General features: G+C 48.5%; 20 protein-coding genes. 11 read left to right on the forward strand and 9 right to left on the reverse strand.

Annotated features, from left to right (window positions below):
- Positions 1-489 precede the first annotated feature (489 nt).
- A complete protein-coding gene (locus tag NG795_RS03600; protein WP_367287303.1) occupies positions 490-714 on the reverse strand; it encodes a hypothetical protein in 225 nt (74 codons plus the stop codon).
- Between the two features lie 113 nt (positions 715-827).
- On the opposite strand from NG795_RS03600, the gene atpC reads away from it, so the two are divergent.
- Both atpC and NG795_RS03610 read left to right on the forward strand, forming a co-directional pair.
- The gene (atpC, locus tag NG795_RS03605; protein ID WP_367287304.1) at positions 828-1,310 is read left to right on the forward strand and encodes an ATP synthase F1 subunit epsilon; all 483 of its coding nucleotides are present in this window, start codon (positions 828-830) and stop codon (positions 1,308-1,310) included.
- A gap of 952 nt (positions 1,311-2,262) precedes the next feature.
- A complete protein-coding gene (locus tag NG795_RS03610) occupies positions 2,263-2,514 on the forward strand; it encodes a hypothetical protein (RefSeq protein ID WP_367287305.1) in 252 nt (83 codons plus the stop codon).
- A 24-nt stretch (positions 2,515-2,538) separates the two neighbouring features.
- On the opposite strand, the gene NG795_RS03615 is transcribed toward NG795_RS03610, so the two are convergent.
- The 4 genes from NG795_RS03615 to NG795_RS03630 all read right to left on the reverse strand — a co-directional run bounded on the left by NG795_RS03615 (position 2,539) and on the right by NG795_RS03630 (position 7,806).
- On the reverse strand, positions 2,539-3,549 hold the full coding sequence (locus NG795_RS03615) for a DMT family transporter (protein WP_367287306.1): 1,011 nt from the start codon (positions 3,547-3,549) through the stop codon (positions 2,539-2,541).
- A 170-nt stretch (positions 3,550-3,719) separates the two neighbouring features.
- Positions 3,720-5,762, reverse strand: coding sequence for an NAD-dependent DNA ligase LigA (gene ligA, locus NG795_RS03620; RefSeq protein ID WP_367287307.1), 2,043 nt, complete (start codon positions 5,760-5,762; stop codon positions 3,720-3,722).
- 242 nt (positions 5,763-6,004) lie between these two features.
- A complete protein-coding gene (locus tag NG795_RS03625; protein WP_367287308.1) occupies positions 6,005-6,703 on the reverse strand; it encodes an ABC transporter ATP-binding protein in 699 nt (232 codons plus the stop codon).
- 2 nt (positions 6,704-6,705) lie between these two features.
- Entirely contained in the window at positions 6,706-7,806 is a 1,101-nt protein-coding gene (locus NG795_RS03630) for an ABC transporter permease (RefSeq protein ID WP_367287309.1), read from the reverse strand.
- Positions 7,807-8,144: 338 nt separating this feature from the next.
- Here NG795_RS03630 and ribBA point away from each other — a divergent pair, with 338 nt between their 5' ends.
- From ribBA to NG795_RS03650, 4 genes are all read left to right on the forward strand, one after another.
- Positions 8,145-9,836, forward strand: coding sequence for a bifunctional 3,4-dihydroxy-2-butanone-4-phosphate synthase/GTP cyclohydrolase II (gene ribBA / locus NG795_RS03635; RefSeq protein WP_436836031.1), 1,692 nt, complete (start codon positions 8,145-8,147; stop codon positions 9,834-9,836).
- Between the two features lie 335 nt (positions 9,837-10,171).
- A complete protein-coding gene (locus NG795_RS03640) occupies positions 10,172-13,612 on the forward strand; it encodes a PAS domain S-box protein (protein WP_367287311.1) in 3,441 nt (1,146 codons plus the stop codon).
- A gap of 501 nt (positions 13,613-14,113) precedes the next feature.
- Positions 14,114-14,572, forward strand: coding sequence for a response regulator (locus NG795_RS03645; RefSeq protein WP_367287312.1), 459 nt, complete (start codon positions 14,114-14,116; stop codon positions 14,570-14,572).
- Positions 14,573-14,606: 34 nt separating this feature from the next.
- Complete coding sequence (locus NG795_RS03650) at positions 14,607-17,294, forward strand: response regulator (RefSeq protein ID WP_367287313.1); 2,688 nt, start codon at positions 14,607-14,609, stop codon at positions 17,292-17,294.
- On the opposite strand, the gene NG795_RS03655 is transcribed toward NG795_RS03650, so the two are convergent.
- The 4 genes from NG795_RS03655 to NG795_RS03670 form a co-directional block, all read right to left on the reverse strand.
- Positions 17,291-17,494, reverse strand: coding sequence for a hypothetical protein (locus tag NG795_RS03655; RefSeq protein ID WP_367287314.1), 204 nt, complete (start codon positions 17,492-17,494; stop codon positions 17,291-17,293). The two genes, NG795_RS03650 and NG795_RS03655, sit on opposite strands and share 4 nt — an antisense overlap.
- A gap of 23 nt (positions 17,495-17,517) precedes the next feature.
- Positions 17,518-19,248, reverse strand: a complete 1,731-nt coding sequence (locus NG795_RS03660; protein WP_367287315.1) for a class I SAM-dependent methyltransferase — start codon at positions 19,246-19,248, stop codon at positions 17,518-17,520.
- Between the two features lie 213 nt (positions 19,249-19,461).
- Positions 19,462-20,628 (reverse strand): pyridoxal phosphate-dependent aminotransferase, encoded by a 1,167-nt coding sequence (locus NG795_RS03665; RefSeq protein ID WP_367287316.1) that lies wholly within the window; start codon positions 20,626-20,628, stop codon positions 19,462-19,464.
- 83 nt (positions 20,629-20,711) lie between these two features.
- Positions 20,712-21,797 (reverse strand): class I fructose-bisphosphate aldolase, encoded by a 1,086-nt coding sequence (locus NG795_RS03670; RefSeq protein WP_367287317.1) that lies wholly within the window; start codon positions 21,795-21,797, stop codon positions 20,712-20,714.
- Between the two features lie 308 nt (positions 21,798-22,105).
- Here NG795_RS03670 and NG795_RS03675 point away from each other — a divergent pair, with 308 nt between their 5' ends.
- The 5 genes from NG795_RS03675 to thyD all read left to right on the forward strand — a co-directional run bounded on the left by NG795_RS03675 (position 22,106) and on the right by thyD (position 25,963).
- A complete protein-coding gene (locus NG795_RS03675; RefSeq protein ID WP_367287318.1) occupies positions 22,106-22,726 on the forward strand; it encodes an HPF/RaiA family ribosome-associated protein in 621 nt (206 codons plus the stop codon).
- 165 nt (positions 22,727-22,891) lie between these two features.
- On the forward strand, positions 22,892-23,440 hold the full coding sequence (locus NG795_RS03680) for a general stress protein (RefSeq protein WP_367287319.1): 549 nt from the start codon (positions 22,892-22,894) through the stop codon (positions 23,438-23,440).
- A 230-nt stretch (positions 23,441-23,670) separates the two neighbouring features.
- Entirely contained in the window at positions 23,671-24,294 is a 624-nt protein-coding gene (locus NG795_RS03685; protein WP_367287320.1) for an SH3 domain-containing protein, read from the forward strand.
- Positions 24,295-24,348: 54 nt separating this feature from the next.
- Entirely contained in the window at positions 24,349-24,720 is a 372-nt protein-coding gene (locus NG795_RS03690; RefSeq protein ID WP_367287321.1) for a hypothetical protein, read from the forward strand.
- Positions 24,721-25,036: 316 nt separating this feature from the next.
- Complete coding sequence (gene thyD, locus NG795_RS03695; RefSeq protein ID WP_367287322.1) at positions 25,037-25,963, forward strand: thylakoid membrane protein ThyD; 927 nt, start codon at positions 25,037-25,039, stop codon at positions 25,961-25,963.
- The last annotated feature ends 128 nt before the right edge of the window (positions 25,964-26,091 follow it).

Genomic DNA, 26,091 nt, shown 5'->3' on the forward strand with positions numbered 1-26,091 from the left:
AGTAATTACGGAGAGATTTTAAGGAATTACTAAGGGCAAATTTGCCCTTAGTAATCCCTCCGCCTGGGGTTATTCCTGATGATCCGAGGGCACTTGCCCCCTTTCTTTGCCCGGTTGACTTCAACCCTTGAGATGAACTGACTCCGTATTAATGAGGACTCTTCATAATTATTAACACTGACTCTAGTCTTTCAAGGGTTGACTTTCAATTCAAAATAGAGAATGAGTCAAATGAGCCACATTTAGACTAAATCGGTAAATCCAGCAGCGGTGACCCAGGCAGACATTATTTCCTTAATTGAAAGGTGCTCTGTGGGATTTTATGGGGAAACAATCCAGGGGTTGCCGTTAAAATTTTTAACAACCTTCACCCCAGAACTGAGGGGGAAACCAGCCTCGATGGATAGTGCGATAAGAGTTTATATTCTATCCTATCAGATCACCAGGAAGCTACTCAGACGGGTCCGGGCATCTTTTCCAGCATTCCCGTCAACTTGATGAGGCAACATTTCGAGTCATCTCACCTTTAGCCCAGGCTGGATCCCCTCCATCCCCGGCAGCCGGGGTGGTCCGGGTCGGGGGGTCCTGAGTTGGAGGGGGGATAATTAAACCGAAGTTGAGACATCCAGGTTGAGTGGGATCCGGTGGAGTGTCTGGATCCGCCTCGATGGATCCCACGAGGCGATCGCCACTCTGTCCAGAGAGAGTAGACATTTTCGGGCCAGACTGAATTCCCCGGCCCACACAGAAAAACGTTATAATATCGCCGTTGACACCCGAGAACGTTGAAATCATCTGCTCATCAATATAATACCCCTCCAACTCCTATGATTTTGAACGTTTATGTCATCACTCCCTCAAAAACAGTCTGGAATGCTCCCAGTTCCGAGGTGATTTTGCCCACAAGTACGGGTCAAGTCGGCATTTTATGTGGTCATGTGGCAATGGTTACTTTTATTAAAGTCGGAGTCATGAAAATCCGCTACCAAAAGACTTGGATTCCGATTTTTGTGAAGGCAGGATTTGCCGAAATTGAAGGGGATATTGTGACCGTTTTAGTCAATGATGCCGAACGAGGCGATCGCATTGACCCCGAAATAGCTCATGCCGAGTTAAAAAAAGCCGAGGAACAGTTAACTCAGGCCACAAATTCCCTAGAAAAAATCCGCGCCCAACTCTTTCTTAAACAAGCTCGCGCCCGGGATACTGCCGCCCGAGAGTTCCCTCATTCATTACAACTAGAACTCCCGGATCCGATTGCTTCAAAAAAGGCAGCAGTTTCCGCTTTGACGATGGTTGAAAAGTTATAAAGGCTTTCCAAAATACAGGTCTTCCAGACCTGTAGAAGCCCACAGCCTGACAAGTATTGTCCTCCTGGACTATCAGGATAGATTCAGTAAGTGGAGTTGATAATTATAGCAATATTCTATCACAACTCACTTCAAATGGTAAATGTCAATTTCAAAGGGCATTTAACCCCACTCAATTGAGTTGGGGAGTCTATGTATCCCGACGCTAAGTCAAAGATTATAGCGCGGGACTTATGACTCCCCAAACCCCACATCAGTTAAAAAAATTACGGAAAGCATACACCCCGTGAGGTGATTTGATGAAGCAAGATCCCGGGAGGCCCCCAGGGTAGTGGCGTTCAAAGTCCTGGGGATCAGCGTATTCCCCGGCATAGGAGTTTTCAAAAGAGTTCAGCGCTCCCTTAGAGTCTTCAAAAAGTGCAAGGTAGGCGCAGAAGGGTTCACCCCATTGGCGGATCGCTTCTTCTACTGGGAATTGAATAGGGCCCTTTTCGGTCTCCTGAGATCCAATCCCTGTCCCTAAATTCCTCTTCAAACGGGCGAGTGGCCCTCCAAAACTGAACCTCAGTCGCTTAAGAAACGCTATATTGTCCATTTTTTTTGTCCTAAATTTATTTGATTTTGTCCATAAGGGCGTTATTTCGATTTCGTCAGCCCTGCAGAAAAACTCTAGTCCCGAGTCAGTAACTCAGTCACAAACATTAATACCTCACTGGCAAGGCTGGAGGATGTTACCCAGGCAACAATGGTTATGGACGGGTCTAGGGGCCAACTAAGGGGATTGCAAAATGTAAATCATATAAACTTTCGTAGTGACTCCTTGATTGAGTCATCTCTAAAGAAACCCCTGAAGGGGGGACGTTGAACGTTTTGCGGGTTATTTGCGGTTGGAATACCACTGTGGCGGCTTCGGCAGTACAGGAAAGAACAGAACCAGGGCGAAAGTGCGGCTGTGGTACAGATTCTGCGCGAGTTTTTTGAGGGTTCCCAGAAAAATCCCGAACTCGAATCGCTCAAATCCGAACGGGTCCAGTTGCAGCAGGGGATGGCTGTGGTGGAGGCGGTGTTGAGTTCGGGAGGTGGCGGCACAGGGCGCAACTCCATGCCGGTGATGAGCCAATCTATCAAGCCGAAAGCGTTGACCACTTTGGAATTGACGGAACGATTGAAGGTGAAGCCCGGTGCGGGCTATGCTGAAAATTAGGGCTTTTAAAAACCTGATGGGGTATCATCCAGATTTTTGCGAGAATTGGCCCGGTTTTCTAGGGGAATGAGGGCGTTTTCCCAAGGCGATCGCCACTGACCCAGTGACCACTAACATGGCACCAATTACCGCTAAAACCGTTAACTGTTCCGGGGCGATCGGCAGGGGAATTCCCAGAGAAATTACCCAGACGGAAACCAAGGTCACAATGGGAGTGGTTGCCATGACGGCACTGAGTTTAGAGGCATCCCAATGGGCTAAAGATTCGGCAAAAGCGCCGTAAGCTACGACGGTATTTAACCCACAAAAAATCAACATTCCCCACTCTAACGGAGTCAGGCTTAATAGGTTGCTGGGGCTAGAAAAAGGCAGGAATAATAAGGCGCAGATTCCATATAACAACAGCATGATATTAGAAGAGGGCAACTGTTGTAAGAGTTGTTTTTGGGCTAGGGCATAAACCGCCCAAGCTGCTGCGGCAATCACCAGAATGATATTGCCGATTAAATAAGTGCGAGGGGAGGCTAGGACCGTTTGTAATTGTTCATGAAAGAAGACTACAAAACCGAGGGTTAAAATGCCCAATCCGGCCCATTGGCGCAGGGTATAGCGTTCTTTGAAAATGGTGATCGCCCCTAATCCCATTAACACCGGCGCTAACTGAATAAACACTTGAGCATTGGCGGGAGAAGTTTGGGCCAATCCTTGTAAGTAGAGGGCATAATTAGCCGATAAAAAGCCCGTGGCGACTGCCAGTAATTTCCAGGAAGTTCTTCGCAGTTTTTCTAGGGAAGGAAGTTGCTGGCGCAGCCCTAAAACGCAGAATAATATCCCAAATGACAAGGAAAACCGAAACCAAGTCACGGTGTAAATATCAAGGGCCTGAAGGGTTATTTTAAGGGTGATCGGTAGCACTCCCCATAAGATAACCGTCACCAGGGACAGACCCAACCCCAACCGCCAACGCCCAGAACTCTCATGGAGTTTCATCGGTTGTTTAGTCGGCACAGGAGTGGGTTGATTTTCTAAACTCATTACGTTGATTTAAACAGGGTAAAAAGATGTCACTCTTCTATTATGCCACATTTTCCCTAATACTAAATCCCATAGTGATAGGTTTGCAAAAACCTTCAGGATTCCTAAAGTAATGGTAGGGTGGGCAATGCCCACCTTAAAGTAGGTGGGCATTGCCCACCCTACTACTACTATTTTGGGGAGTCACCCAATAACTCTAGTAACTCCTCTTCAGAGAGTTGTTTGATACCTAAATCTTGGGCTTTCTTCAACTTAGATCCGGCATCTTCCCCGAGGAGTAAGTAATCAGTTTTCGCACTCACTGACCCGGTAACTTTTCCTCCAGCATTTTGAATTAAATTTTTGGCTTCATCGCGTTTGAGAGTGGGAAGCGTTCCCGTAATCACAAAAGTTTTTCCAGCAAAAATAGCAGCGGATTGACTCGCCATTTTTTCCGGAACAGCAGTGGCAGCAAATTGTAACCCAGCGGCTTTAAGACGGTCAATTAAGGTTTGATTAGCCGGAACTCGGAACCAATCAGCCACAGAATTTGCAATTTCTGCCCCAATCCCATAAACGCTTTCAATTTGGGCAGCGGATGCGGCAGCTAATTGGTCAACGGTGGGGAATTTTTCCGTTAATAATTGAGCATTCACACTGCCGACATGACGAATGCCTAATCCATAGAGGACGCGGGACCAAGGTTTCTGGGTGGATTGGGCGATCGCCTCGACTAATTTCTGGGCGGATTTTTTGCCAAATCGTTCTAATTGAGCTAAGGTTTCTACATCCAGTTTGTAGAGTTCTGCCACAGAATTAACCAATTGGCGATCGACGAACTGCTGGACTAGCTTTTCTCCCAATCCGTTAATATCTAAAGCATCCCGACTCCCCCAATGAATTAGAGCACCGCGCAAAATTGCGGGACAAGACAAATTGATACAGCGGGTAACCGCTTCCGAGGCGGGTTTAACCACAGGTTGTCCGCATTCGGGACAGTGGGTGGGCATTTGGAAGCGTTGAGCACCTTGTAGGCGTAATTCTGGCAGAATCCGGACCACTTCCGGGATGATTTCTCCGGCTTTTCTAACGATCGCCGTATCGCCGATATGCAAATCTAATTCAGCGAGGCGATCGCTATTATGTAAAGAAGCGCGAGAGACGGTAGTTCCTGCTAATTGCACTGGGGTTAATTCCGCAACAGGAGTTAAAGCCCCTGTCCGTCCGACTTGCACAGTAACGGCTTCAATTTGCGTCGGGGCTTCTTCTGCGGGATACTTGAGTGCGATCGCCCATCGGGGGAATTTTTGAGTAAATCCCAGTTGTTTTTGCAGGGGGATAGGATTAATTTTCACTACCACCCCATCGGTCATATAAGGCAATTCTTTCCGTTTGATATCCCATTCATTATAATAGGATTCAACTGCCTCCAAAGATTGACATAAGGTGCGGTTGGGATTGACTTTAAACCCCATTTCTTGTAAGAGTTCCAAGGATTGCCATTGGGTATGGGCAACATCATCATCATCGATTCCTGGAATCTGCAAGGTATAAGCAAAAAAGTCTAATCGCCGTTGGGCAACAATCCGGGAATCCAACTGTCGCAAAGTCCCGGCTGCCGCATTTCGGGGATTAGCAAATTCGGCTTCCCCCAATTGCACTCTTTCTTGATTGATTTTAGCAAAGACATCTAATCCTAAAAAGGCTTCGCCGCGTACTTCGACTAAGGGGGGCGGGTTTTCTAGGTTTAATCGCAAGGGAATCGCCCGAATAGTTTTAACATTTTGGGTAATTTCTTCCCCTTCTATGCCGTCGCCTCGGGTTGCACCTCGGACTAATAAGCCATCTTTGTAGGTTAAGGCTAAGGCTGAACCATCAATTTTTAATTCGGCCACATATTCAAAATTAGGGGTGGGAACGCTGCGTTGCCAGCGATCCTGCCAGTGGGAAAATTCCTGGAGATTAAAGGCGTTTTCTAAGCTGTACAGGGGGATGTTATGGCGGACGGTTTGAAATTGGGTGGCGGGTTTTTCGCCTACGCGCTGGGTGGGACTATCTGGGGTGATGAATTGGGGATTTTCTTGTTCGAGTTGTTGCAATTCTCGATAGAGGCGATCGTAAACGCTATCCTCCATGATGGGATTATCTAGGACATAGTAGGCATAGCTGGCTTTTTGGATTTGTTGGCGGAGTTGTTCGATTCTCTGTTGCAGTTCTAGGGTGGGTTCTGGCATGGGTTTTGTAGGAGTTATTTGTTTTGAGCAACAATCGGCGGGGGTTCAAACCCCCGCCGGTGTTGATAATGGTGCAAGATGTCGGTTTCAACGGACTGAAAGTCGTATGCGGTCATGTTTTCAGTCGGTTTTAACCGACTTTAGCTATTAGGCGGGGGTTTGAACCCCCGCCGGTTGTTGCTAAGAAAGAGAACGACTGAAGTCGTTACTACGAACATGGATAATAACGACTGAAGTCGTTACTACGAACCATTGGTTTTTGGGGTTAGATGTCCATCTTCCATTTTAAGGATGCGATCGGCATAGTGTTCGATGCGGGGGTCGTGGGTGACGACTGCCACCGCTTTTTGATGGGTTTTGGCAACGTTGCTTAATAGCTGGATCACCGATTGTCCCGTTTGATAGTCTAGGCTGCCGGTGGGTTCGTCGGCTAAGAGTAGCGGGGGGTCATTGGCGAGGGCACGGGCGATCGCAACCCGTTGTTTTTCCCCGCCACTTAAGGCGGGGGGAAAGAAATTGGCGCGATGGTCGATGTTTAACTCCTCTAATAAAAATTTAGCCCGTTGATGGGCGGATATTCCCGATTTCCCGGCTAAATTTAAAATCAGTTTGACATTTTCTAGGACGGTTAGAAAATTGAGGAGGCGGAAGGTTTGAAAGATAAATCCAATGTTTTTTAATCTAAAGTCTGTAAGTTCGGTTTGCTTCAAACAAGTGACTTCGCAATCCAGAATTTTTATCGTGCCTTCTGTGGGTTTTCCCATACAGCCTAACAAGGAGAGGAGAGTGGTTTTGCCACTGCCATTGGGTCCGCTAATCATGACAAGTTCCCCGGCTTTTAAGTCTAGGCTAACATTGTCAACCGCTTGCACTAGATTCAGATTTTTTTGTCCATACATTTTGTACAGATGTTCGGCTTTTAAGATAGAATAATTAGGCATAATTAAGCTCTAAATACTTCAGCAGGATAGATATTTTTCAAGGTTCTAATCGGGGCTAAGGTGCCAATTGCTCCCAGGATTAAGCAGGCGATTAATACTCCAGCCGCATCCTGCCAGGTAAAAACCACTAATAAGGAAGGAATAACTTCAGCGAGTAAGGGAGCAAAGGTAATATCTACAATTAATCCCAGGGAAAAGCCCAATAATGCGGCTAACATAGATTGTTTTAAAACAAGAATTCCTAGAAATTTTTGGGATGCACCGACGGCTTTTAACATGGCATAGTCTTCCCGTTTTTCCAGAACCGAAGTGTACATCATTAGGACAATCACGGTTCCGCCGGTAATGGCTCCAAATAAGACAATAGTCCAGAGAATAGGCAGAACGCCAATTTCCATTTCTTCAACATTATTGGCTGCAAATTCCGCTTGAGGAATAAAGACTAAATCCGGGAATTGTTCTTCTAATCGGGAGATGATTTCTGGTGAATCAGAGTCCAGATTGAGCAGGAAAAAGCTGCGGACATTTCGCAATCCGAGTAAGCGAGGAACATCATCCAGGCGAGTAAAGGCAAATTGACCGACAATTAAGTTCGTGCCTCGGCTAATTCCAACTATTTTAAAGGGATAGCCTTGCAGCGAAAGAGAATCACCCAGTTTTAGATTATGGGTAGCAGTAAAAGCGCGGTCTAAAATAATTTCTTGGGGTTGAAGATTGGAGGTTCCGGAACTGATTTCCGGTGCGCCGATTTGACTTTCTGTGTCAAATCCAAAAATATATAAGGTAACCGTTTTATCGGGGAATTCGGCGGGGGCAATGGTGCGGAGGAGACTATCGACGCTTTTGACTCCCTCTACTTGAAGCAGGGAATTACCGAGGGTTTCGGGTAAAAATGAAGAGGTTTTAATTAAGTTTCGGGTATTGCGTTGACTGACCCAAACTGATGCTTGGGTATGTAAAACATAACTTTTTGACCCAAATTTTACCCCTTGGTAAACCCCGAGTAAAAAGAGCATGAGCATGACGCTAAAGGCAATCCCCAGAACGGCGATCGCAAAGCGTCCTTTCGCTTCCCAAATCATTCGCAGGGCAACGGGAACCATAAGCTAGTATCCTATCCAATCGATGAAGTATTCATAACTCACCCGTGAAGGCTATCATAACGCGATCGCCCCGAAAAACCGACTCCCTCCCCCTTCAACCTCCCCTGCCCTCATTTCAACCCAGGAGAGTCAGTCTGATCCGACCCTAACTCTGTGCGATCGCCTCGAAATTGAGGGATTGACAGAACTCCAAAATCATGCTCTGACCAGAAATCGGCCCAAACCATTCCGGTCTAATCCAAATCCGTGCAAAATTTCCGGTCGGGAAACGGGCTACAATAAACTTAGCTTGCCTAAATCAAAACATTACATTTACGCGAAAGATTTTATCTGTGGAATTGCCAGAAAACGCCGCAAAACAATCGTTTGAGTTTGACTCGATAGAGGAGGCCCTCGCTGAAATTGCAGCAGGCCGGTCCATTGTTGTGGTCGATGATGAAAACCGGGAAAATGAAGGGGATCTGATCTGTGCGGCTCAGTTTGTAACACCGGAAATCGTCAATTTCATGGCGGTGCATGGTCGTGGGTTGATTTGTCTGGCGATGACCGGCGATCGCCTCGATCAGCTCGACCTCCCCTTAATGGTAACCACCAACACCGACACCAACCAAACCGCCTTCACCGTCAGTATCGATGCCTCTCCGCAGCAAGGAGTCACTACAGGCATTTCTGCCGAGGACCGCGCCCGCACCATTCAAATTGCCATTAATCCCAACACCAAACCCAAGGATTTGCGCCGTCCCGGTCATATTTTTCCCCTGCGGGCCACAGCTGGGGGGGTCCTGAAACGGGCGGGCCATACGGAAGCGGCAGTGGACTTGAGTCAACTCGCTGGACTCTATCCTGCCGGGGTGATCTGCGAAATTCAGAATCCCGATGGCTCAATGGCGCGATTGCCGGAATTGATTGAATATGCGACCAAATATAACCTAAAAATGATCAGCATCGCTGATTTAATCGCCTATCGCCTCCAACATGAGCGATTTGTGATTCGGGAAACCGTGGCGGCATTACCCACGGAATTCGGCCAGTTCCAAATCTACGGCTATCGCAATACCCTGGACAACAAAGACCATGTGGCGATCGTCAAGGGAGACCCGGCCAATTTTACCGATAAAGCGGTGATGGTGCGGGTCCATTCCGAATGCTTGACCGGGGATGCCCTCGGGTCCCTGCGCTGTGACTGCCGAATGCAACTCCAAGCCGCCCTGAAAATGATTGAAAATGCTGGGGAGGGTGTGGTGGTGTATCTGCGCCAAGAAGGGCGGGGAATTGGCCTAATTAATAAACTCAAAGCCTATTCTCTGCAAGATATGGGACTGGACACCGTAGAAGCCAATGAGCGCTTAGGCTTTCCTGCGGACTTGCGAAACTATGGTGTAGGGGCGCAAATTCTCAATGATTTGGGGGTGAGCAAAATCCGCCTAATTACCAATAATCCGCGTAAAATCGCGGGATTAAAGGGATATGGCTTAGAAATGGTCGATCGCGTTCCCCTGCTGATTGAGTCCAATCCGTTTAACTGCATCTATTTGGCAACCAAGGCGGAAAAATTAGGGCATATGCTCTTACAAACCTATTTGGTCACCGTGGCAATCCACTGGCAAGAACCGGACCTGGAGGAGGGACCTCCGGCCCAGGTCCAAGCCTGGTATGAGCATTTAGAAAAAATCCGCGAACTCGCCGATGAACATCATCTGGTGCTCCAAGAGGAAAAACGCCCCGTCACCGTGGCCTTATTTGGTAAACCCCAGTTAACCTTTCACCTGGGATTTGACCAAGCGCATTTAGCGACAACAGATTGGTTTACCCATGCGGAACATCCATACATCCAGGCGACCTTTCGGATTCTCGATCGCCTGATTCTGTGGGCCGATATTGAGCAACTCCAGTTCCTGGTTTCCACCGGCGTCGATCCTCTGACCAATCTCGGGGTGCAACTTCAACGCCAGTCTTTCCCCTTGAGCAAAATGCCTTCGCAACTGTGCGATAGCTTACATTCCCAAGTGATCTATTGCTTTAAGGGATAAGCGCAAAAGGATTCGGAATTACCGCCGAGAAATGGAGTCGGAAATGATCAGGGTTTCATCTCTCAAATTGAGCCGGGAAATCAAAGGGAGCGGATCTCGGGTAGCCGTCGCTACAATTAGGGGAATAATTCTTCCCGAATTTTTGGGGTTGATTAAACTCGGTTCAAAATTCTCATCCTCTCCCATCATCGGGAGAGTCGGAGAATGTCTGGAGATTTCAGCCAGCAGCCGATTAAGGATTGGGAAAGATTTGGGTAAAAATGCAGGCTTTTCTTGTTACTTTAAAACTATAAGTTTGTGAGCAAGCTTCCTTTATCCAAATGTAAAGAGTCTCAATGGTGCGACCTATACCCCGATCGCCGGTTTTCTCCTATAGCGCGGCTGTCTTAACGGTTGTCATTGCCTTACTCCTGACCCTCGCCTTCAAACCCCTCCTGGCTTCAACCCTGTTTCTGTTCTTTTTTGTAGCGGTAACGGGGATGACTTGGTATGGGGGAGTTGGTCCAGGACTGGTGACAACGGTCCTGTCTGTTTTAGCCCTCGACTATTTTTTACTCGTTCCCACCCAGAGCTTAACGGTGTTCAGTGGCAGCAACCTGTTACGAACGGGGTTGTTTATCTTAGTTACCCTGGCGATCGCCAAGCTGAACGCTAAACTCCATCAGACAAAACGGCAGTTAGAAATCAGCTTGACTCAGCTACAAGAGAGTGAGGAACGCTATCGGCGGATTGTCGAAACTGCTTCAGAAGGCATCTGGATTTTGGATGAGGCAGGGCGAACCCGCTATGTGAATCAGCGGATGGCTCAAATGTTGGGCTGTTCTCCTGAGTCAATGCTCGATCGCTCCTTTTTTGAGTGGTTTGACCAAGGAGACCGCCCGGAGGGATACCAGACCCTGACCCAACCCTATCCTGGATATCCCGAACAATGGGATGGGCGATTTCGCCGTGGCGATCAGTCCCTGCTTTGGGCGATCGTCTCCATGAATTCCATTTTTGATGACCAAGGTCAGTTTCAGGGGACCCATCTGATGCTCACCGATGCCAGCGATCGCCAACAAACCCAGGAACGCCTGCAACTCTCTTTAGAAGCAGGACGCATGGGATTTTGGGATTGGAATCTGAGCACCAACGAGGTTATTCGATCGGACAATCTTGCGGAAATTTACGGGGTGAGTCCGGGTCAATTAGAGGGGACATTTGAGAGTTCTTTAAGCCTGATTCATCCCGAGGACCGAGAACGAATCAAGGAGGCGATCGCCCAGGCGGTGTCCGAAAATACCCCCTACAGCTTAGAATTTCGCATTCAGCCCTCACCGGAGGAGATTCGCTGGATATTAGGCAAAGGACGAGTCTTTAAAGATGCTCAAGGCAAAGCAGTCCGGATGATTGGAATTGCGATGGACATCAGCGATCGCAAACAAACTGAAGAGTCCCTAATGCAGACTCAGCAGCGATTCGAGACCTTTATGAACTATAGTCCCGTTGCCGCTTATTTTAAAGACGAAGCCGGACGCTATCTATACGTTAATCCCATGATAGAACGGCTATGGCAACGCTCCCAGGAGGAATGGTTGGGTCGAACCGACGCGGACCTCTTTCCCGAGGCGATCGCCCAGGAACTACAAGCTCATGACCGGGCCGTATTAGAAACTGACCAGGCCCTAGAATTTTTAGAAACTGCTGAACACCCTGACGGGAAGCATTATTGGATTTCCTGGAAATTCCCCATGGGCGAACCCTCCGGAAGACGGTTGATAGCGGGAATCTCCCTAGATATCACCGATCGCAAGCGCAGTCAAGAAGAACGGGATCTGCTGCTGGCGGACCTCGAATCCCAACAACAACTCCTGAGTGCCGTGTTGCAACAAATGCCTGCCGGGGCGATCGTCGCTGAGGCCCCCTCCGGACAGCTAGTCTTGATGAATCAGCAAGTCCGAGAAATTTTAGGCATTGCCGTCACTCCCCTAATCACCATCCCGGATTATCTCCATACCTCCTATCAAATTTTTCACCCCGACGGTCAACCCTACAACCCCGAAGCATTACCCTTAACCCGATCCATCTCCCTCGGAGAGGTGATAGTCGAAGAAGAACTGGAAATCCGACGCGCCGATGGAACCCGGGTCACCGTCCTCGCTAATTCTGGACCCATTCGCAATGCCGAAGGGGAAATTGTCGCCGCAGTGGTGACCTTTTATGACATCACCGCACAAAAACTTGCTCAATCTGAAATCAAACGCTATGCCGATGTTGTCAAAAATATTCAAGTAGGCTTAACAGTCTGGCAACTCACCGAAGCAGAAGAACCCCCTTCATTTGAGCTGATTAGTGCCAATCCGGCGGCAAGTCAACTCGCCGCCAGAGATTTAGATCGGGCTGTGGGGATGAGAATTGAGACCTTATTTCCCCATCTGGTGAAAACCTCACGAATTGCCGAGTTGGTCGAGGTTTTGCAGAGCTCATCGGCGCGGGATTTTTCTGAAATCATCTATAGCGATTCCGGAGAGGAACGCTATTGTTCCCTAAAAGCCTTTCCCCTGCCTAATCGCTGTCTCGGGTTAGCCTATGAAGATATCACCGATCGCAAACAGGCTCAATTTGCCTTACTCGAAAGCGAACAACGGTTTCGGACAATGGCCGATGCGGCCCCGGTTTATATTTGGTTATCGGGAATCGATCAGCAGTGTTATTACTTTAATCAACCTTGGTTGGACTTTACCGGCAGGACTTTAGCCGAAGAAATCGGCAATGGTTGGGTGGAGGGAGTACATCCCGATGACCGGCAATTTTGCCTTGATACTTATTATCAATCTTTTGACCTGCGCCAACCCTTTGAGATGGAATATCGCCTACGCCGGTATGATGGGGAATACCGTTGGGTGTTAGATCGCGCTGTGCCTCGGTTTTCCCCCGATGGCCGATTTGAGGGGTATGTCGGGTCTTGTATTGATATTAGCGATCGCAAACTTTACGAGAGTGAAATTAAGCATCTCAATGCCACTCTAGAACGACGGGTGACCGAACGAACCGCCCAACTTGAATCCGCCAATCAGGAACTCGAATCCTTTGCTTATTCAGTGTCCCACGATTTGCGGGCCCCTCTGCGACATATTAGTGGATTTGTCAATTTGCTCCGCAAACGGATTGAACCCTCTCTGGATGAGAATAGTCAGCGCTATCTCGATATTATTGTCGCCAGTACCCAACAAGCGGAAGAGTTAATTGATAATTTGTTAGCCTTTTCGCGCATGGCCCGTTCTCAGATGCGATTCATCAAAATTGATATGAATCAACTGGTGAACGAGGTGCGGCAGAGTTTGGAGATTCATAGAAGCGAGCAAAAAATCATCTGGGAGATTGCCTCATTACCCACAGTGAAAGGGGAACCCACCATGTTACGATTGGTGTTCCAAAATCTTCTGGATAATGCAATTAAGTACAGCCAACGACGGGAAAAGGCTGAAATAACCGTGGGGTTTAATGAAAACAACCTCGAATTTATCTTTTTTGTGCGAGATAATGGCATTGGATTTGATATGCGCTATGCTCACAAACTCTTTGGGGTTTTTCAACGCTTACATAGCAATCCCGATTTTGTGGGCACCGGCATCGGACTCGCCAATGTTCGCCGAATTATCCATCGTCATGGAGGCCGCACTTGGGCAGAAGGTGAGGTAGATGTGGGGGCGACTTTCTATTTCTCTCTCCCTAAACAACAGGAAGGGGATCAACGGGAAGCGAATCCTCATGCTCTCGGGTCAACCTCATTTTAGTCCGGTTATATCATGTTCATTGAAACCGTTCCTCTAGCCAGAGAAACCGGGGTTTTTTCATTACACCTCTGGCATAAATCTCTTAAGCCCCCCAGTAATTCAACATTTATTCTTCTGGATTCCCCCTTAAGAAGGGGGACGGGAGGGGGATCCAAGGGGGGGAAAGGGGGATCAATCCGGAATTTTGCAAGAGGTCTAATCATTGGGGTGAGGGGTCAAAAGTTATTGTAGAAACCCGCTTTCTGGTCCCAACAGCCCGAGACCCTGGGTTTCAAAGGAGAAAAATCTGGAACTCAAAGCCGAGTAAAGTTGAGGGAAGAGTGCTTACCGATCGCATAAAACCCTTGGCAATAGCCCGATCGGACTCAGTGAAGGGATGGAGGTACAGTCTTCCATTTTATATAATAAAACAGAATCATTGATTATTGTCATCCGGGCAAAATGAGATAAAATTCGAGCGTAATGTACCGCTTAACCCCCATGAACCAGGGAGAAAAAAGGATGGATATCAAACGCATTCTACTGGTAGAAGATAATGCCAATGATATAGAGCTAATTTTAACGGGGCTGGCGGAAAATAATCTAGCCAATGAAGTTATCGTTGTGCGGGACGGGGAAGAAGCGTTAGATTATCTCTTTCGGCGGGGTATCTTTAGATTGAGGCGAGAAGGACATCCCATCCTGGTCATGCTTGACCTCAAACTGCCCAAAATCGATGGACTGGAAGTGCTGGCACAAATGAAGTCTAAAACCGATTTGCGGCAGATTCCCGTCGTGATTTTGACCGCTTCTCGGGAAGAATCGGACCTCATTAGCAGCTACAATCTAGGGGTGAATGGCTATGTCATCAAGCCCTTAGACTTCCACGAGTTTGTGGATGCCATCAAAAGCCTAGGACTATTCTGGGCCGTAGTCAATCAACCGCCTCCAGGCTCTTTGCCTGCGGTAGTGCGAGAATGAGTCACCCACCTAAACATAAAGATGGACGGTTAAAGTGCTGCATATCCTACTGCTAGAAGACAGTCTGCTGGATGCAGAGCTAATTGAGGCCCACTTGCTAGAGAGTGGTCTCAACGTGGCCTTGAAGCGGGTAGACACCTGCGAAGCCTTCCAAGATGCCCTGGAAAGCGGGTCATTTGACGTGATTTTGGCGGACTATTCCCTCCCCTCCTTTGATGGATTTTCCGCCCTGAAAATGGCAAAACTGAGATGTCCGGACCTACCTTTTATCTTTGTGTCGGCGACGTTGGGGGAGGAAGTGGCCCTGGAGACCCTGAAAAGTGGGGCGACGGATTATGTCCTCAAGCAGCGGTTAGAACGACTGGTTCCCTCGATGCAGCGAGCGATTCGAGAGGCGAAAGAACATCGCGATCGCCTGAAGGCTGAAGCGGCCCTCCAAGAGAGCGATCGCCGGTTTAGAATGGCTCTGAAACATTCATTTATCTGCATTTTTCAACAAGACCGGGACCTGAAATACCAATGGATTCACAATCCCCAGGGACCCCAAACCGCAGAGGAAATTGTCGGGGAAACGGACTACTTTTTATTTACCGCAGCAGATGCGGACTACCTCAGCGCCCTCAAGCGAGAGGTGATTGCCACGGGAACTCCGACTCGGGTCGAAATCTCGGTGACTTTGTTGGGAGAGCTCCGGGACTACGACATGATTTTAGAACCTGTATTCGACGACCCGCAGCATCAGGACAATCCCCCGGTGGTGGCGCTGATGGGTACCGCTTTAAATATTACCGAACGCAAGCGATCGGAACGAGAACTGTACCGTCGGGAACAACAATTTCGAGCCTTAGCAGAAAATGCACCGGATATTATCGCCCGCTTTGATCGACAACTACGCCACATTTACATCAACCCGGCGATTGAAAAAGCCACCGGCATCCCTCCGGAGGAGTTTATCGGCAAAACTAATGCAGATTTAGGATTTCCCGAAGAAATTTACTTACAGTGGTCCCGACATTTACAAGAGATTTTTGTCAGCGGAGAACCGGGTTTTCTGGAATTTAATTTTCCGTCCTCAACAGGAAATCGGACTTATCAATCCCAGGCGGTTCCCGAATTTGACTTGGAGGGCAATGTTGAATCTTTACTGTGCATTAGTCGGGATATCACGGAAAGCAAAAAAGCTGAACAGGTGCTGCGAGAGAGTGAGGCCCGGTTCCGACGCTTGATGGATTCCAATACTATTGGCATGGGATTCTGGCATGGGAATTGCATTACGGTTGCCAATGATGCCTTTTTGGAAATGATGGGATATTCCCAGGAGGACTTGCAACGGGAACCGTTGAATTGGCGCAAGATTACCCCGGAGGAATATTTTCATCTGGATGAGAGCGCCAATGAGCAAGCGCGTCAAACCGGCTATACCGAGCCCTTTGAAAAGGAACTTTTTCACAAAAATGGCACCCGGATTCCGGTGATTTTGGGAGGGGCGATTTTTGACAATAATGCGGATGCGGGGGTCTTTTTTACCCTGGATTTGACCGATCGCAAACGGATGGAAGAGGCGCTACAGCAACAGGCGGAGGCGTTAGAACGGGCGAATCAGGTCAAGGATCAGTTTTTAGCGGTGCTCTCCCATGAGTTGCGATCGCCCCTGAATGCGATTCTCGGATGGTCCCAGTTACTGCTGACTCGCAAATTTGACGAAGCTACGACTCGCCGTGCGTTGGAGACAATCGAGCGCAATGCGCGATTTCAAACCCAACTGATTGAGGATTTGCTGGATGTCTCCCGCATCCTGCGCGGCAAGCTGACTCTGAAAGTGACGCGAGTGAATTTAGCCACCCCGATCAGCGCGGCGATCGAAAGTTTGCGTCTGGCGATCGAAGCCAAATCCCTGCAACTGGACTATTCCCCATCGGTTGGAGTCTCCCCGGTAATGGGAGACTCCAACCGCTTGCAGCAAGTGGTGTGGAATCTCCTGTCTAATGCGGTGAAATTTACTGAACCTGGGGGTCAAGTCACCTTGAACCTGATACAACAGGATCAATGGGTGATTCTGCAAGTCCAGGATACGGGAGTCGGCATTCTCCCTGAATTTGTCCCCCATTTATTTGAATATTTCCGCCAAGCGGATGCCTCTAGTACCCGCAATCATGGGGGACTGGGGATTGGATTAGGACTGGTGCGCCATCTGGTGGAACTGCATGGGGGAACTGTGAGTGCAGAAAGTCCGGGAGTAGGACAGGGGGCGACTTTCACGGTGAAACTCCCGGCGATCGCCCTCAAAACCGACACCGCAACCCCCTTGCCGCAGTCCTCTCCCCAGGGGGAACTTGCTGGAGTGCGGGTCCTCGTTGTGGATGACGATGACGACTCCTTGGAGTTTATGCAGTTTGTCCTAGAACAGTCGGGGTGCCAAGTCCGCGCGATCGCCTCTACTATTGAAGCCCTCGCGGTATTTTCTGACTGGCAACCGGATCTGCTAATTAGCGATATTGCCATGCCAGAGGAGGATGGGTATAGTTTTATCCGCAAAATTCGCGCAATGGAGAGAAACGCCGGAGGACAAATTCCTGCGGTTGCTCTAACAGCTTATGCCCGAGAAGAAGACCGCCATGCAGCATTTTTAGCCGGATTTCAAGAGCATTTAAGTAAACCCATCGACCCCAAAGCACTAATGGCGGCGATCGAATTATTAACCCGACCTGTTAAGGGATTTTAGAACAGTATCGGCAGATGAGCAAAACGTTTGTAGTAACGACTTGCTGTCGTTACCGCGTTACTGGGCGATCGCCCAGTAACGCCCCAATGGAGGCGATCGCACCAGTCCCCAAACAGGCGGATGCTTAATCCGCCAATTGTGCCTGTGATGGCGGATGCCATAACAGGAGAGCAACGACAGCAAGTCGTTACTACGAACATGAACCTCATCTGCCGAGACTCTCCTAATGAGAGAGTTTCTCTAGGAAAATCTGGCGATCGTCGCGGTAAATAACTTTGAGTTTTTCCTGGAAAACACTCATGAAGGCATCAATCCCTCGCCCGGTATTACAATGGGGGCGATCGGGAAATTCAAAGTGGTAGTCATCAAAAATAATCATGCCACCTTCTTTGATGAGTCCCCAACTTAATACCGCATCTTGGAGGACATCAATGGCAAAATGAGAGCCATCAATATAGACGATATGATAAGAATTTAAGGGGAGCGATCGCAACACTTCTTGCGACAATCCCACCCGTTTATCAACTTTATGTTTGGATCCACTTTTTTCGATGTTTCCGTCAAATCTCTCTTCTACGGATTTCTGCACAGTCGGGTCATTCTTTTTACTCTCCACCACCCCTTCAAAATTATCAATACAGGTAATCCGGGCGGTTTCATGGGTCAGAATATTATCCAGCAACCAACAACTCGCCATGCCTTCAAAACAGCCCACTTCGAGCACTCTCAAATTCGGCATATTCGCATAGTTGCGGAAATTCTGTTGCCAGATTGGCATGACTCCAGTAAAACAGTCTGCGCTGACGTTATAGCCTTTTTTAGCAAATTGGAGGGTATAGGGAATTGTGGAGAGTTTTTTATGGAGAATTTCGTTATTGGGCTTAAATTCTAGGGCTTTCTTTAAGGCAATTTCGGCTTGATAAACTTTTTCTACGTTACTGGTAAATAAGCCTTGATAGTACAGGGACATCCCGAGGTTATAATGAGCCTGACTAGACCCGGGATCAAGTTCTACCATTTTCTGGGCGGCATTGGCGGCTTGAGGGTATTTGCAATTCGCCCAACTTTTTTCAATGACGCGCTGGTAAATGGTTCGCAATACTTCTTGAGATTGGGGGGTATAAATGGCTGATAAAATATAACGAGCAGAACCATATTCTGGATTGTTGGGGGGAATTTGGCTTAAGAGTTCGGCGGCTTCACTCAATTTACCTTGGGCCAAAAATGCCATTCCTAGGGGGTAGGTGATGGAAATTTCAGGAACGAGGTCTTGGGCTTTCCAGAAGCAGAGAACTGCTTCTTGGAATTCTCCATAATCGCAATGTTTTATGGCTTTATTGCGATAATAATTACCATAAGTTTGTTTGAGGCTGATGTTCTGGTTCCAGTGGGGATGGTTTAACAAGTTTTGGGTTAAAGCGGCCTCTAATAGGTCGAGAGATTTAACATGAAATATTTGGCTTTCGGCGAGTTGGCGTAAGACTTCAATCAGCAGGGGTTGGTTGAGGTTAGAAGAGTTAGAGGAGGCGAGTAATTCGGCAGTGGTGATTAACCGTTCGGTGAGGGTTGAGTCCAGGATGCCGAGGTGCAGGTAAAGTTGCAGACGGGCGAGATGGTTATTGATATCATTGGGGGCGATCGCACTGATGCGATCGCGCAAGACTAAGGCGCTTTGCCAGTCCCTCGCGGATTCCCTCTGGGTGGCGATCGCCCCTAAAAGCTCATAAAGCTGCTGTCCCCACTGTTGAACTTGAGGCGGTGTTCCCTGGGACAAAACTGCATTCCAACACTGTTGCGCTTCGGTTTGCTTTCCTTGCAGCAACAAGGCGACTCCTAAATACCAGTAATTGACAATTACCTGGGGCTGCGCTTGAATGTTTTGTCGGGATAGGGCAACTGCACCCTCATAGTCCTGCTTTGCTAAATATTCCGTAACCATCGGTTGGACTTGCATGATTTTTATTCCTATCTGTTCTTAATTAACCCAGGGATTTTTTTGAGGTCCTTTTAAGTTGAACGGTGTTCTAGCCTATTCAGCAAACACCCTCCTCAGAAAAATGGCCTCGGTGAATTCTGGGCAATTCTCTAGGATACAAAAAAATCTCAAAGAATACAAAAAAACCGGGTTTGGCAAAAAACCCGGCGGATTGAAACCCTGGATCAGCCCTTACAAATATTGCTGCAAAAATTTTTCCAATCTATCCAACCCCTTCTCAATGGTGGGTAAATCGGTGGCATAAGATAAGCGGATGCAGTCATCATCCCCAAAGGCAATTCCTGGAATGGCAGCAACCTGGTGAGATTCCAGTAAGGCATTACAGAATTTCAGAGATTTCATCCCGGTTTTAGTGATATTCAGAAACACATAAAAAGCACCTTCGGGTTCGGGGCAACTGATGCAGGACATCCCCCGAATTCGTTCCAAAACCGCTACCCGGCGTAGGGCAAAGGCTGCGAGCATTTCTTGGACACAATCTTGGTCGGATTCCAAGGCGGCGATCGCCCCATATTGGGCAAAGGTACAGACATTGGAGGTACTGTGACTTTGAATGGTACTCGCGGCCTGGATCAGTTCCTCATTCCCCGCCAGATATCCAATCCGCCACCCGGTCATTGAGTATGCCTTGGCAAACCCATTACTGATAATCGTGCGTTTGAAGACTTCTTCGGAAACCGCGCCGATACTCAAATGTTGAGCGTTGTTGTAGAGGATTTTCTCATAAATTTCATCGGAAACCACTAAAATATCCTGCTCAACCACCACAGCAGCTAAGGCGCGAATCTCGTCGGGGGAATACACCATTCCCGTGGGATTAGAAGGGGAATTAAGAATAAACAGCTTGGTTTTCGGCGTACAAGCGCTTCGCAGTTGGTCGGGGGTAATTTTATACCCACTTTCGGCAGTGGTGGAGATAATCACCGGGATCCCCCCGGCTAAGGTGACCATTTCTGGATAACTCAACCAGAAGGGGGCTGGGATAATTACCTCGTCACCGGGGTCGAGGAGGGCCAGCATGAGGTTAAAAAGAGAATGCTTACCGCCATTGGTGACGATGACATTTTTCGCGGAATAGTCGAGATGATTATCGGTTTTGAGCTTCTGGGCGATCGCTTCTCGTAACTGGGGTTCACCGGCGGCGGGTCCATATTTGGTTTTCCCCGCCTTTAAGGCGTTTTCTGCCGCTATTTTGATATGGTTGGGCGTATCAAAATCCGGTTCCCCTGCACTAAAACTACAAACATCTATCCCATCGGCTTTCATCGCCTTAGCTTTGGCGGCGATGGCCAAGGTCAGGGATGGTGTTACCTGTCCAACTCTTGCTGCCAGCTTCATTTGCCTACTTCAACTGAGAATAAATTTAAGGATATGCTTCAAAGCACAGAATATCCTACTCTACCCTCTCTGAGGCAGGGATGTCAGGCGATCGTGACATCGGAGGACCGATAAACCTCTTGGATGGCATGAAACAATTTGACTCCTTCCTCGAAGGGTCGTTGGAAGGCTTTGCGTCCGGAAATTAACCCACAGCCCCCAGCCCGCTTGTTAATCACTGCGGTTCGCACCGCTTGGGCGAAGTCGTTATCCCCAGCAGAACTGCCTCCGGAATTAATCAATCCGGCCCGTCCAGCATAGCAGTTCAGCAGTTGGTACCGGGTCATGTCAATGGGATGGTTTGAGCTTAACTCAGTCTCAACTCGTTTATCGGTGCGTCCGTATTTTTCGCCCAAGGCTTGGGAAACTGCCCCATATCCCCCATTGCATTCCGGTTGTTTCTGTTTGATGATATCCGCTTGGATGGTGACGCCGAGGTGATTGGCTTGCCCGGTAAGGTCAGCGGCGAGATGATAGTCTTGGTCTTGTTTAAAGGCGCTATTTCGCAGGTAACACCAGAGGATGGTTGCCATGCCATATTCATGCGCTTGAGCAAAGGCGGCGCTGACTTCCTGGATCTGCCGGGTGGATTCTGGGGACCCAAAGTAAATGGTTGCGCCGACGGCAACGGCCCCTAAGTTCCACGCTTGTTCGACGCTGGCAAACATGATTTGGTCATATTGGTTGGGAACGGTGAGCAGTTCGTTGTGGTTGAGTTTGAGGATAAAGGGGATTTTGTGGGCGTATTTGCGGGAGACGCTGCCGAGGACGCCTAGGGTGGTGGCTACGGCGTTACAACCTCCGGCGATCGCGAGTTTAATAATGTTTTCGGGATCAAAGTAGATCGGGTTGGGGGCAAAGGAGGCGGCGGCCGAATGTTCGATGCCCTGATCGACCGGCAGAATGGATAAATAGCCGGTGTTGGCGAGATTTCCGTGGGAATAGAGTTGCTGGAGCGATCGCAATACGGGCACTGAGCGATCGCTATTGGCTGCCACTCGGTCAATCCAATCCGGTCCCGGCAACTGAAACATTTCTTTGGGAAGTTTGGCCTGATATGTGAGCAAATCTTCGGCTTCATTTCCCAGGATCGAGGCGATCGATGAAGGGGTTGATCGGGTTGTTGTCATGGTGTTTTACCTCACAATTTTCTAAACTCCACGGTTTCATCATATCGTTTTCTTCGGGAGGCTGTTGTCCCCTATCCTGATTTAATGCAATTTTTAGTCGATGAAAAGTTCCTATTTTTTTGCTGCAACTGTAGCAACTCATCCCCGGTTTTTCTCAGAAAATTCAAGGGGTCTGATTTATGTCATTAGATAGAACACAATCCCTCACTCAATCCGCTAACATTAACCCTATTCCCCAGGGCAAACCAGCACAATTTTAAAAGATTTGGCTCTGGGTGCAAGTCAAGAAAGGAAGGTTAAGAGGACTTATGCAAGTACCTGTAGAAATCACTTATCGAAATCTTGAAAAAACTGAGGCTATAGATAATTTAGTTCGGGAAAAAGTGGCTAAACTTGAACAATTTTGTGACCATATCACAAGCTGCCGAGTAGCGGTCGAAAAAAACAACGATCGCCCCAGTAGTGGCTCTCCCTATCGGGTTCGCTTTGATATTACCATTCCCCCATCCCATGAAATCGCCGCCGTTTGTAATCCCGGTGAGGGGGATCAGTATAACGAACTCCCCACGGTGATTCGCAATGCGTATGAGGCGGCCCGTCGTCAAGTGGTGGAACTGACCGAACGACAAAATAATAAGGTTAAAGATCATCCGGCTCAAGCAATGGGAGCAGTCGTCTCTAAGCTATTCCCAGAAGATGGTTATGGCTTTATCAAAACCTTGGACAGTGGACGGGAAATCTATTTTCACCGTAACCGTGTTTTAGGCGATCGCTTTGATGAATTGAAAGAAGGGGCGGGGGTACATTTTTCCGAAACCCAAGGAGAACTGGGACCCCAAGCAACCACCGTTCATGGGATTAATAAATTGGGTCCAAATGAGGCGACGGAGCAACAGTCTAACATCGAACCACCCCTGGGTTGGAAATAATTATAGAGTTCCAGCACTCCTGGGTTACAGATGCTATTAGTGCGAGCATCTTGCTCGTTAATGTAAAAGCGATTTGCGAATCGTCTCTACATTTAGGGCTTAATGTTACAGATTGCGTAAGTCCCATCCGATAAAAAAAAGTAAGCAATAAATTAGGAGAAGACAATGGCTTTAGTAGTACAAAAACGGGCGATTGGTGTATTTGAAGATAGCCAAACCACAGAAAATGCTTTGAATGCCCTCCGAGAGGCAGGATTCTCAATGGACAACATTTTAGTTGCTACCCAAGATAATATCCCCGATGAAATGGAGAGTCCCGATAGTGAATTTTTGGAGAATCGCACCGTTGAAGGCTTGTCCAAGGGGGTCCTGAATGGAACGGTTTTCGGGGCGATCGCCGGTTTATTTAGTGGCCTGACTACCTTATTTCTCCCGGGACTCGGCCCGATCGCTGTCGTCGGTCCCGTCGCCACTATCGCCGGTTTGACCGCCGCAGGCAGCTTTTATGGGGCCCTAGGGGGTGCGATCATCGGGACAGTTGCTGGAGACAAATTTACTGAAGGTCAGGCCAATATTTATCATCAACATTTGACCCAAGGACATTATTTAGTTCGCCTAGAAGGGACCGAAGAACAAATCGCCCAAGCCGAATCTATTTTAAGCTCTCACGGCATTCAAGAATGGCAACTGTATCAAAATACAGAGAATTACTAAGCCATCCCTACCTTCACCAGGCAATGAAATAGGCGCTTTTAATCGCCTTTTTCATTGCCACGGCAAAAAATAGGCAACTTAAAACTTATTTATAAATCATCCGAAGCCTAACATTCCTGTCAAAAGGAAGAGAACCTATTTTTACAATATACCTCACATGATAGAGGCTAAAAACCCAAAAATATCCCACAATAAAGATAATTGAAGATAGCTCAAGAGGAGGATATCCAATGAGCGGAATGATAAATAACTTAAAAAAACTTTTGGGAGTAAGCGCCGCAGTATCTTTGGGCGCAATCATGATTCCCGCCACTTCTATGGCCACCCCAAAAGATGCATCTTTTGAGATGGCACAAGCCCAAATTGCCCAAGCGCCGACCTGCCGCGAAGTCGAGGCAGAACCAGGTTTAAACATTCGCAGCCAGCCCTGGGGAGAGGTGATCGGAAGTGTGCGAACTAACGAATATGTCTATCTGGAAAACCCTTCCCCTCAAGGTCAGGATTGGGTACAAATTCAATCCCCAATGAATGGCTATGTGGCGGCTAGTTATCTGAGCTACTGTACAGAAGCAGCTGCTCAACAGCAACCTGTGGCTAGGTATGACCAGCCCCTAATGACGACGGAACCCGGACTGATGAACCAACCAGTCGCCGAATCTACAAGCTGTCGGGAAATTAGCTCCCCTACAGGGTTGAGCGTGCGATCGCTACCTCAGACAGATAGTGAGATCATGGTAGTCTTGCCGGATAATACCCAGGTCGAAATTGAAAGCGTCGGCGAGGATGGATGGGTATCCATTTCTGACCCCGTTCAGGGTTATGTTGATGCAGAAGAACTAGCGATGTGCAGTTAATCTGTTAATCTGAAGTGATTGAAGAGAGCTTAAAATTCATCAGGAGAATCTCTAATGAGCAGCACCACACTAAATAAGATGAAGACAATCTTCGGATTGGGTGCTGCCGTATCTTTAAGCGCAGCGCTACTTCCGGCGACTTCGATCGCCGCTGCCGCACAGGGTATGTCAGCAGCAGCTCAACAGCAAGCCCTAACTGGAGTTGACCCACAAGGACCGATTAGTCACCAATCGGGACAAACTCAACCGGGTCAGATGATGCAACCGGGTCAGATGATGCAACCGGGTCAGATGATGCACCACTGTCCCATGATGCAACCGGGTCAGATGATGCAACCGCGTCAAATGCAGCCGGGTCAGATGATGCAACCGGGTCAAATGCAGCCGGGTCAGATGAGGCAACCGGGTCAGAGGGAAGGTGAATAAATATAACTCACCTCGGGGGAAGAACGGGTATAAATCCCAAATGTTATTTCATCCTTTCCCCTCTATACCTCTATAAGGGTATGGCGATGCCGTACCCTTCTGGTTGATCGGTCCTCTTGCGATCACCTCCAAGCAAAAAGCCCCTTTCTGTTTCCAGAAAGGGGCTTTTTGCCGTCATTGCAGAGGGCTTTCAAGAAAGGGTCCAAAACCCCGTTTCTTGCCCCTAAACCCTAAAACAATCCTCGCATCCTAGTCCAGAAGGAGCAAACCGCCTACTATAGTTAAGAACCATTCAGCAAATCTGAACCTAAACCTTATGAAAATTGCGATCGCCGGTGCAACAGGATTCGTTGGCAGTCGATTAGTGGAGAGACTCCAACAAGCGGGTGATCAAGTCTTGATATTAACCCGCAATCCTGCCAAAGCCAAGCGCGTCTTTCCCGATGCCGCCTTCCCCAATGTAGAAATCGTTGCCTATACCCCCACCGAATCCGGTCCCTGGCAACAAGCACTCAGCGGATGTGATGGGGTGGTGAATCTCGCCGGTGCTCCCATCGCCGACGAACGCTGGACTCCGGAACGCAAACAGGAGATTCTCAACAGTCGCAAACTGGGAACTCGCAAAATTGTCGAGGCGATCGCCACCGCGAATCCCAAACCCTCCGTCCTCGTCAATTCTTCCGCCATTGGATACTACGGTAGCAGCGAAACCGCCACCTTTGACGAAACCAGCGCATCCGGTAAGGATTTTCTCGCCCAAGTCTGTCAGGAGTGGGAAAACGAGGCACAACAGGTGAAGCAATCCGGGACAAGGTTGGTGATTATTCGGACCGGCATCGTCGTCGGCAACGGAGGGGCGATCGCCAAAATGCTCACACCCTTCCGACTCCTCGCCGGAGGCCCTCTAGGCAGCGGCCATCAATGGTTTTCCTGGATTCATCGCGAAGACCTTGTGAACCTGATTGTCTTAACCTTACAACGGTCCGACATTCAAGGCATCCTCAACGGTACCGCCCCCAACCCCGTCCGGATGAACGAATTATGTCACATTCTCGGACAAGTCCTCCATCGTCCCTCCTGGTTACCCGTCCCCGATTTTGCCCTCCACCTTCTCCTCGGTGAAGCGGCACAAGTCGTCCTAGAAGGACAGCAAGTGCTACCCAAACGCCCCCTAGAATACGGCTTCGAGTACCGCTATCCCACAGTAAAACCCGCCCTAGAAGAAGTGGTATCTCACGGTTAACCGCAAGGACAAGAATAAAAGCTAAAATTCCTCCCCTGTTCAACGTCCCGACTTCAGTCGTTATACCCTGTTCGTTGGATAGATCAGGACTGACGCATCTTCTCTAAACCCACCCTAAATGTAGGAAC

This window comes from Laspinema palackyanum D2c (assembly GCF_025370875.1).
Taxonomy (GTDB): Bacteria; Cyanobacteriota; Cyanobacteriia; order Cyanobacteriales; family Laspinemataceae; genus Laspinema; species Laspinema palackyanum.

Excerpts from the sequence above, each read along its gene's own strand:
- NG795_RS03600 (WP_367287303.1), bottom strand. The coding sequence starts at position 714 with ATGTCTACTCTCTCTGGACAGAGTGGCGATCGCCTCGTGGGATCCATC.
- atpC (WP_367287304.1), top strand. The coding sequence starts at position 828 with ATGATTTTGAACGTTTATGTCATCACTCCCTCAAAAACAGTCTGGAAT.
- NG795_RS03615 (WP_367287306.1), bottom strand. The coding sequence starts at position 3,549 with ATGAGTTTAGAAAATCAACCCACTCCTGTGCCGACTAAACAACCGATG.
- ligA (WP_367287307.1), bottom strand. The coding sequence starts at position 5,762 with ATGCCAGAACCCACCCTAGAACTGCAACAGAGAATCGAACAACTCCGC.
- NG795_RS03625 (WP_367287308.1), bottom strand. The coding sequence starts at position 6,703 with ATGCCTAATTATTCTATCTTAAAAGCCGAACATCTGTACAAAATGTAT.
- NG795_RS03630 (WP_367287309.1), bottom strand. The coding sequence starts at position 7,806 with ATGGTTCCCGTTGCCCTGCGAATGATTTGGGAAGCGAAAGGACGCTTT.
- NG795_RS03640 (WP_367287311.1), top strand. The coding sequence starts at position 10,172 with ATGGTGCGACCTATACCCCGATCGCCGGTTTTCTCCTATAGCGCGGCT.
- NG795_RS03645 (WP_367287312.1), top strand. The coding sequence starts at position 14,114 with ATGGATATCAAACGCATTCTACTGGTAGAAGATAATGCCAATGATATA.
- NG795_RS03655 (WP_367287314.1), bottom strand. The coding sequence starts at position 17,494 with ATGTTCGTAGTAACGACTTGCTGTCGTTGCTCTCCTGTTATGGCATCC.
- NG795_RS03660 (WP_367287315.1), bottom strand. The coding sequence starts at position 19,248 with ATGCAAGTCCAACCGATGGTTACGGAATATTTAGCAAAGCAGGACTAT.
- NG795_RS03665 (WP_367287316.1), bottom strand. The coding sequence starts at position 20,628 with ATGAAGCTGGCAGCAAGAGTTGGACAGGTAACACCATCCCTGACCTTG.
- NG795_RS03670 (WP_367287317.1), bottom strand. The coding sequence starts at position 21,797 with ATGACAACAACCCGATCAACCCCTTCATCGATCGCCTCGATCCTGGGA.
- NG795_RS03675 (WP_367287318.1), top strand. The coding sequence starts at position 22,106 with ATGCAAGTACCTGTAGAAATCACTTATCGAAATCTTGAAAAAACTGAG.
- NG795_RS03680 (WP_367287319.1), top strand. The coding sequence starts at position 22,892 with ATGGCTTTAGTAGTACAAAAACGGGCGATTGGTGTATTTGAAGATAGC.
- NG795_RS03685 (WP_367287320.1), top strand. The coding sequence starts at position 23,671 with ATGAGCGGAATGATAAATAACTTAAAAAAACTTTTGGGAGTAAGCGCC.
- NG795_RS03690 (WP_367287321.1), top strand. The coding sequence starts at position 24,349 with ATGAGCAGCACCACACTAAATAAGATGAAGACAATCTTCGGATTGGGT.
- thyD (WP_367287322.1), top strand. The coding sequence starts at position 25,037 with ATGAAAATTGCGATCGCCGGTGCAACAGGATTCGTTGGCAGTCGATTA.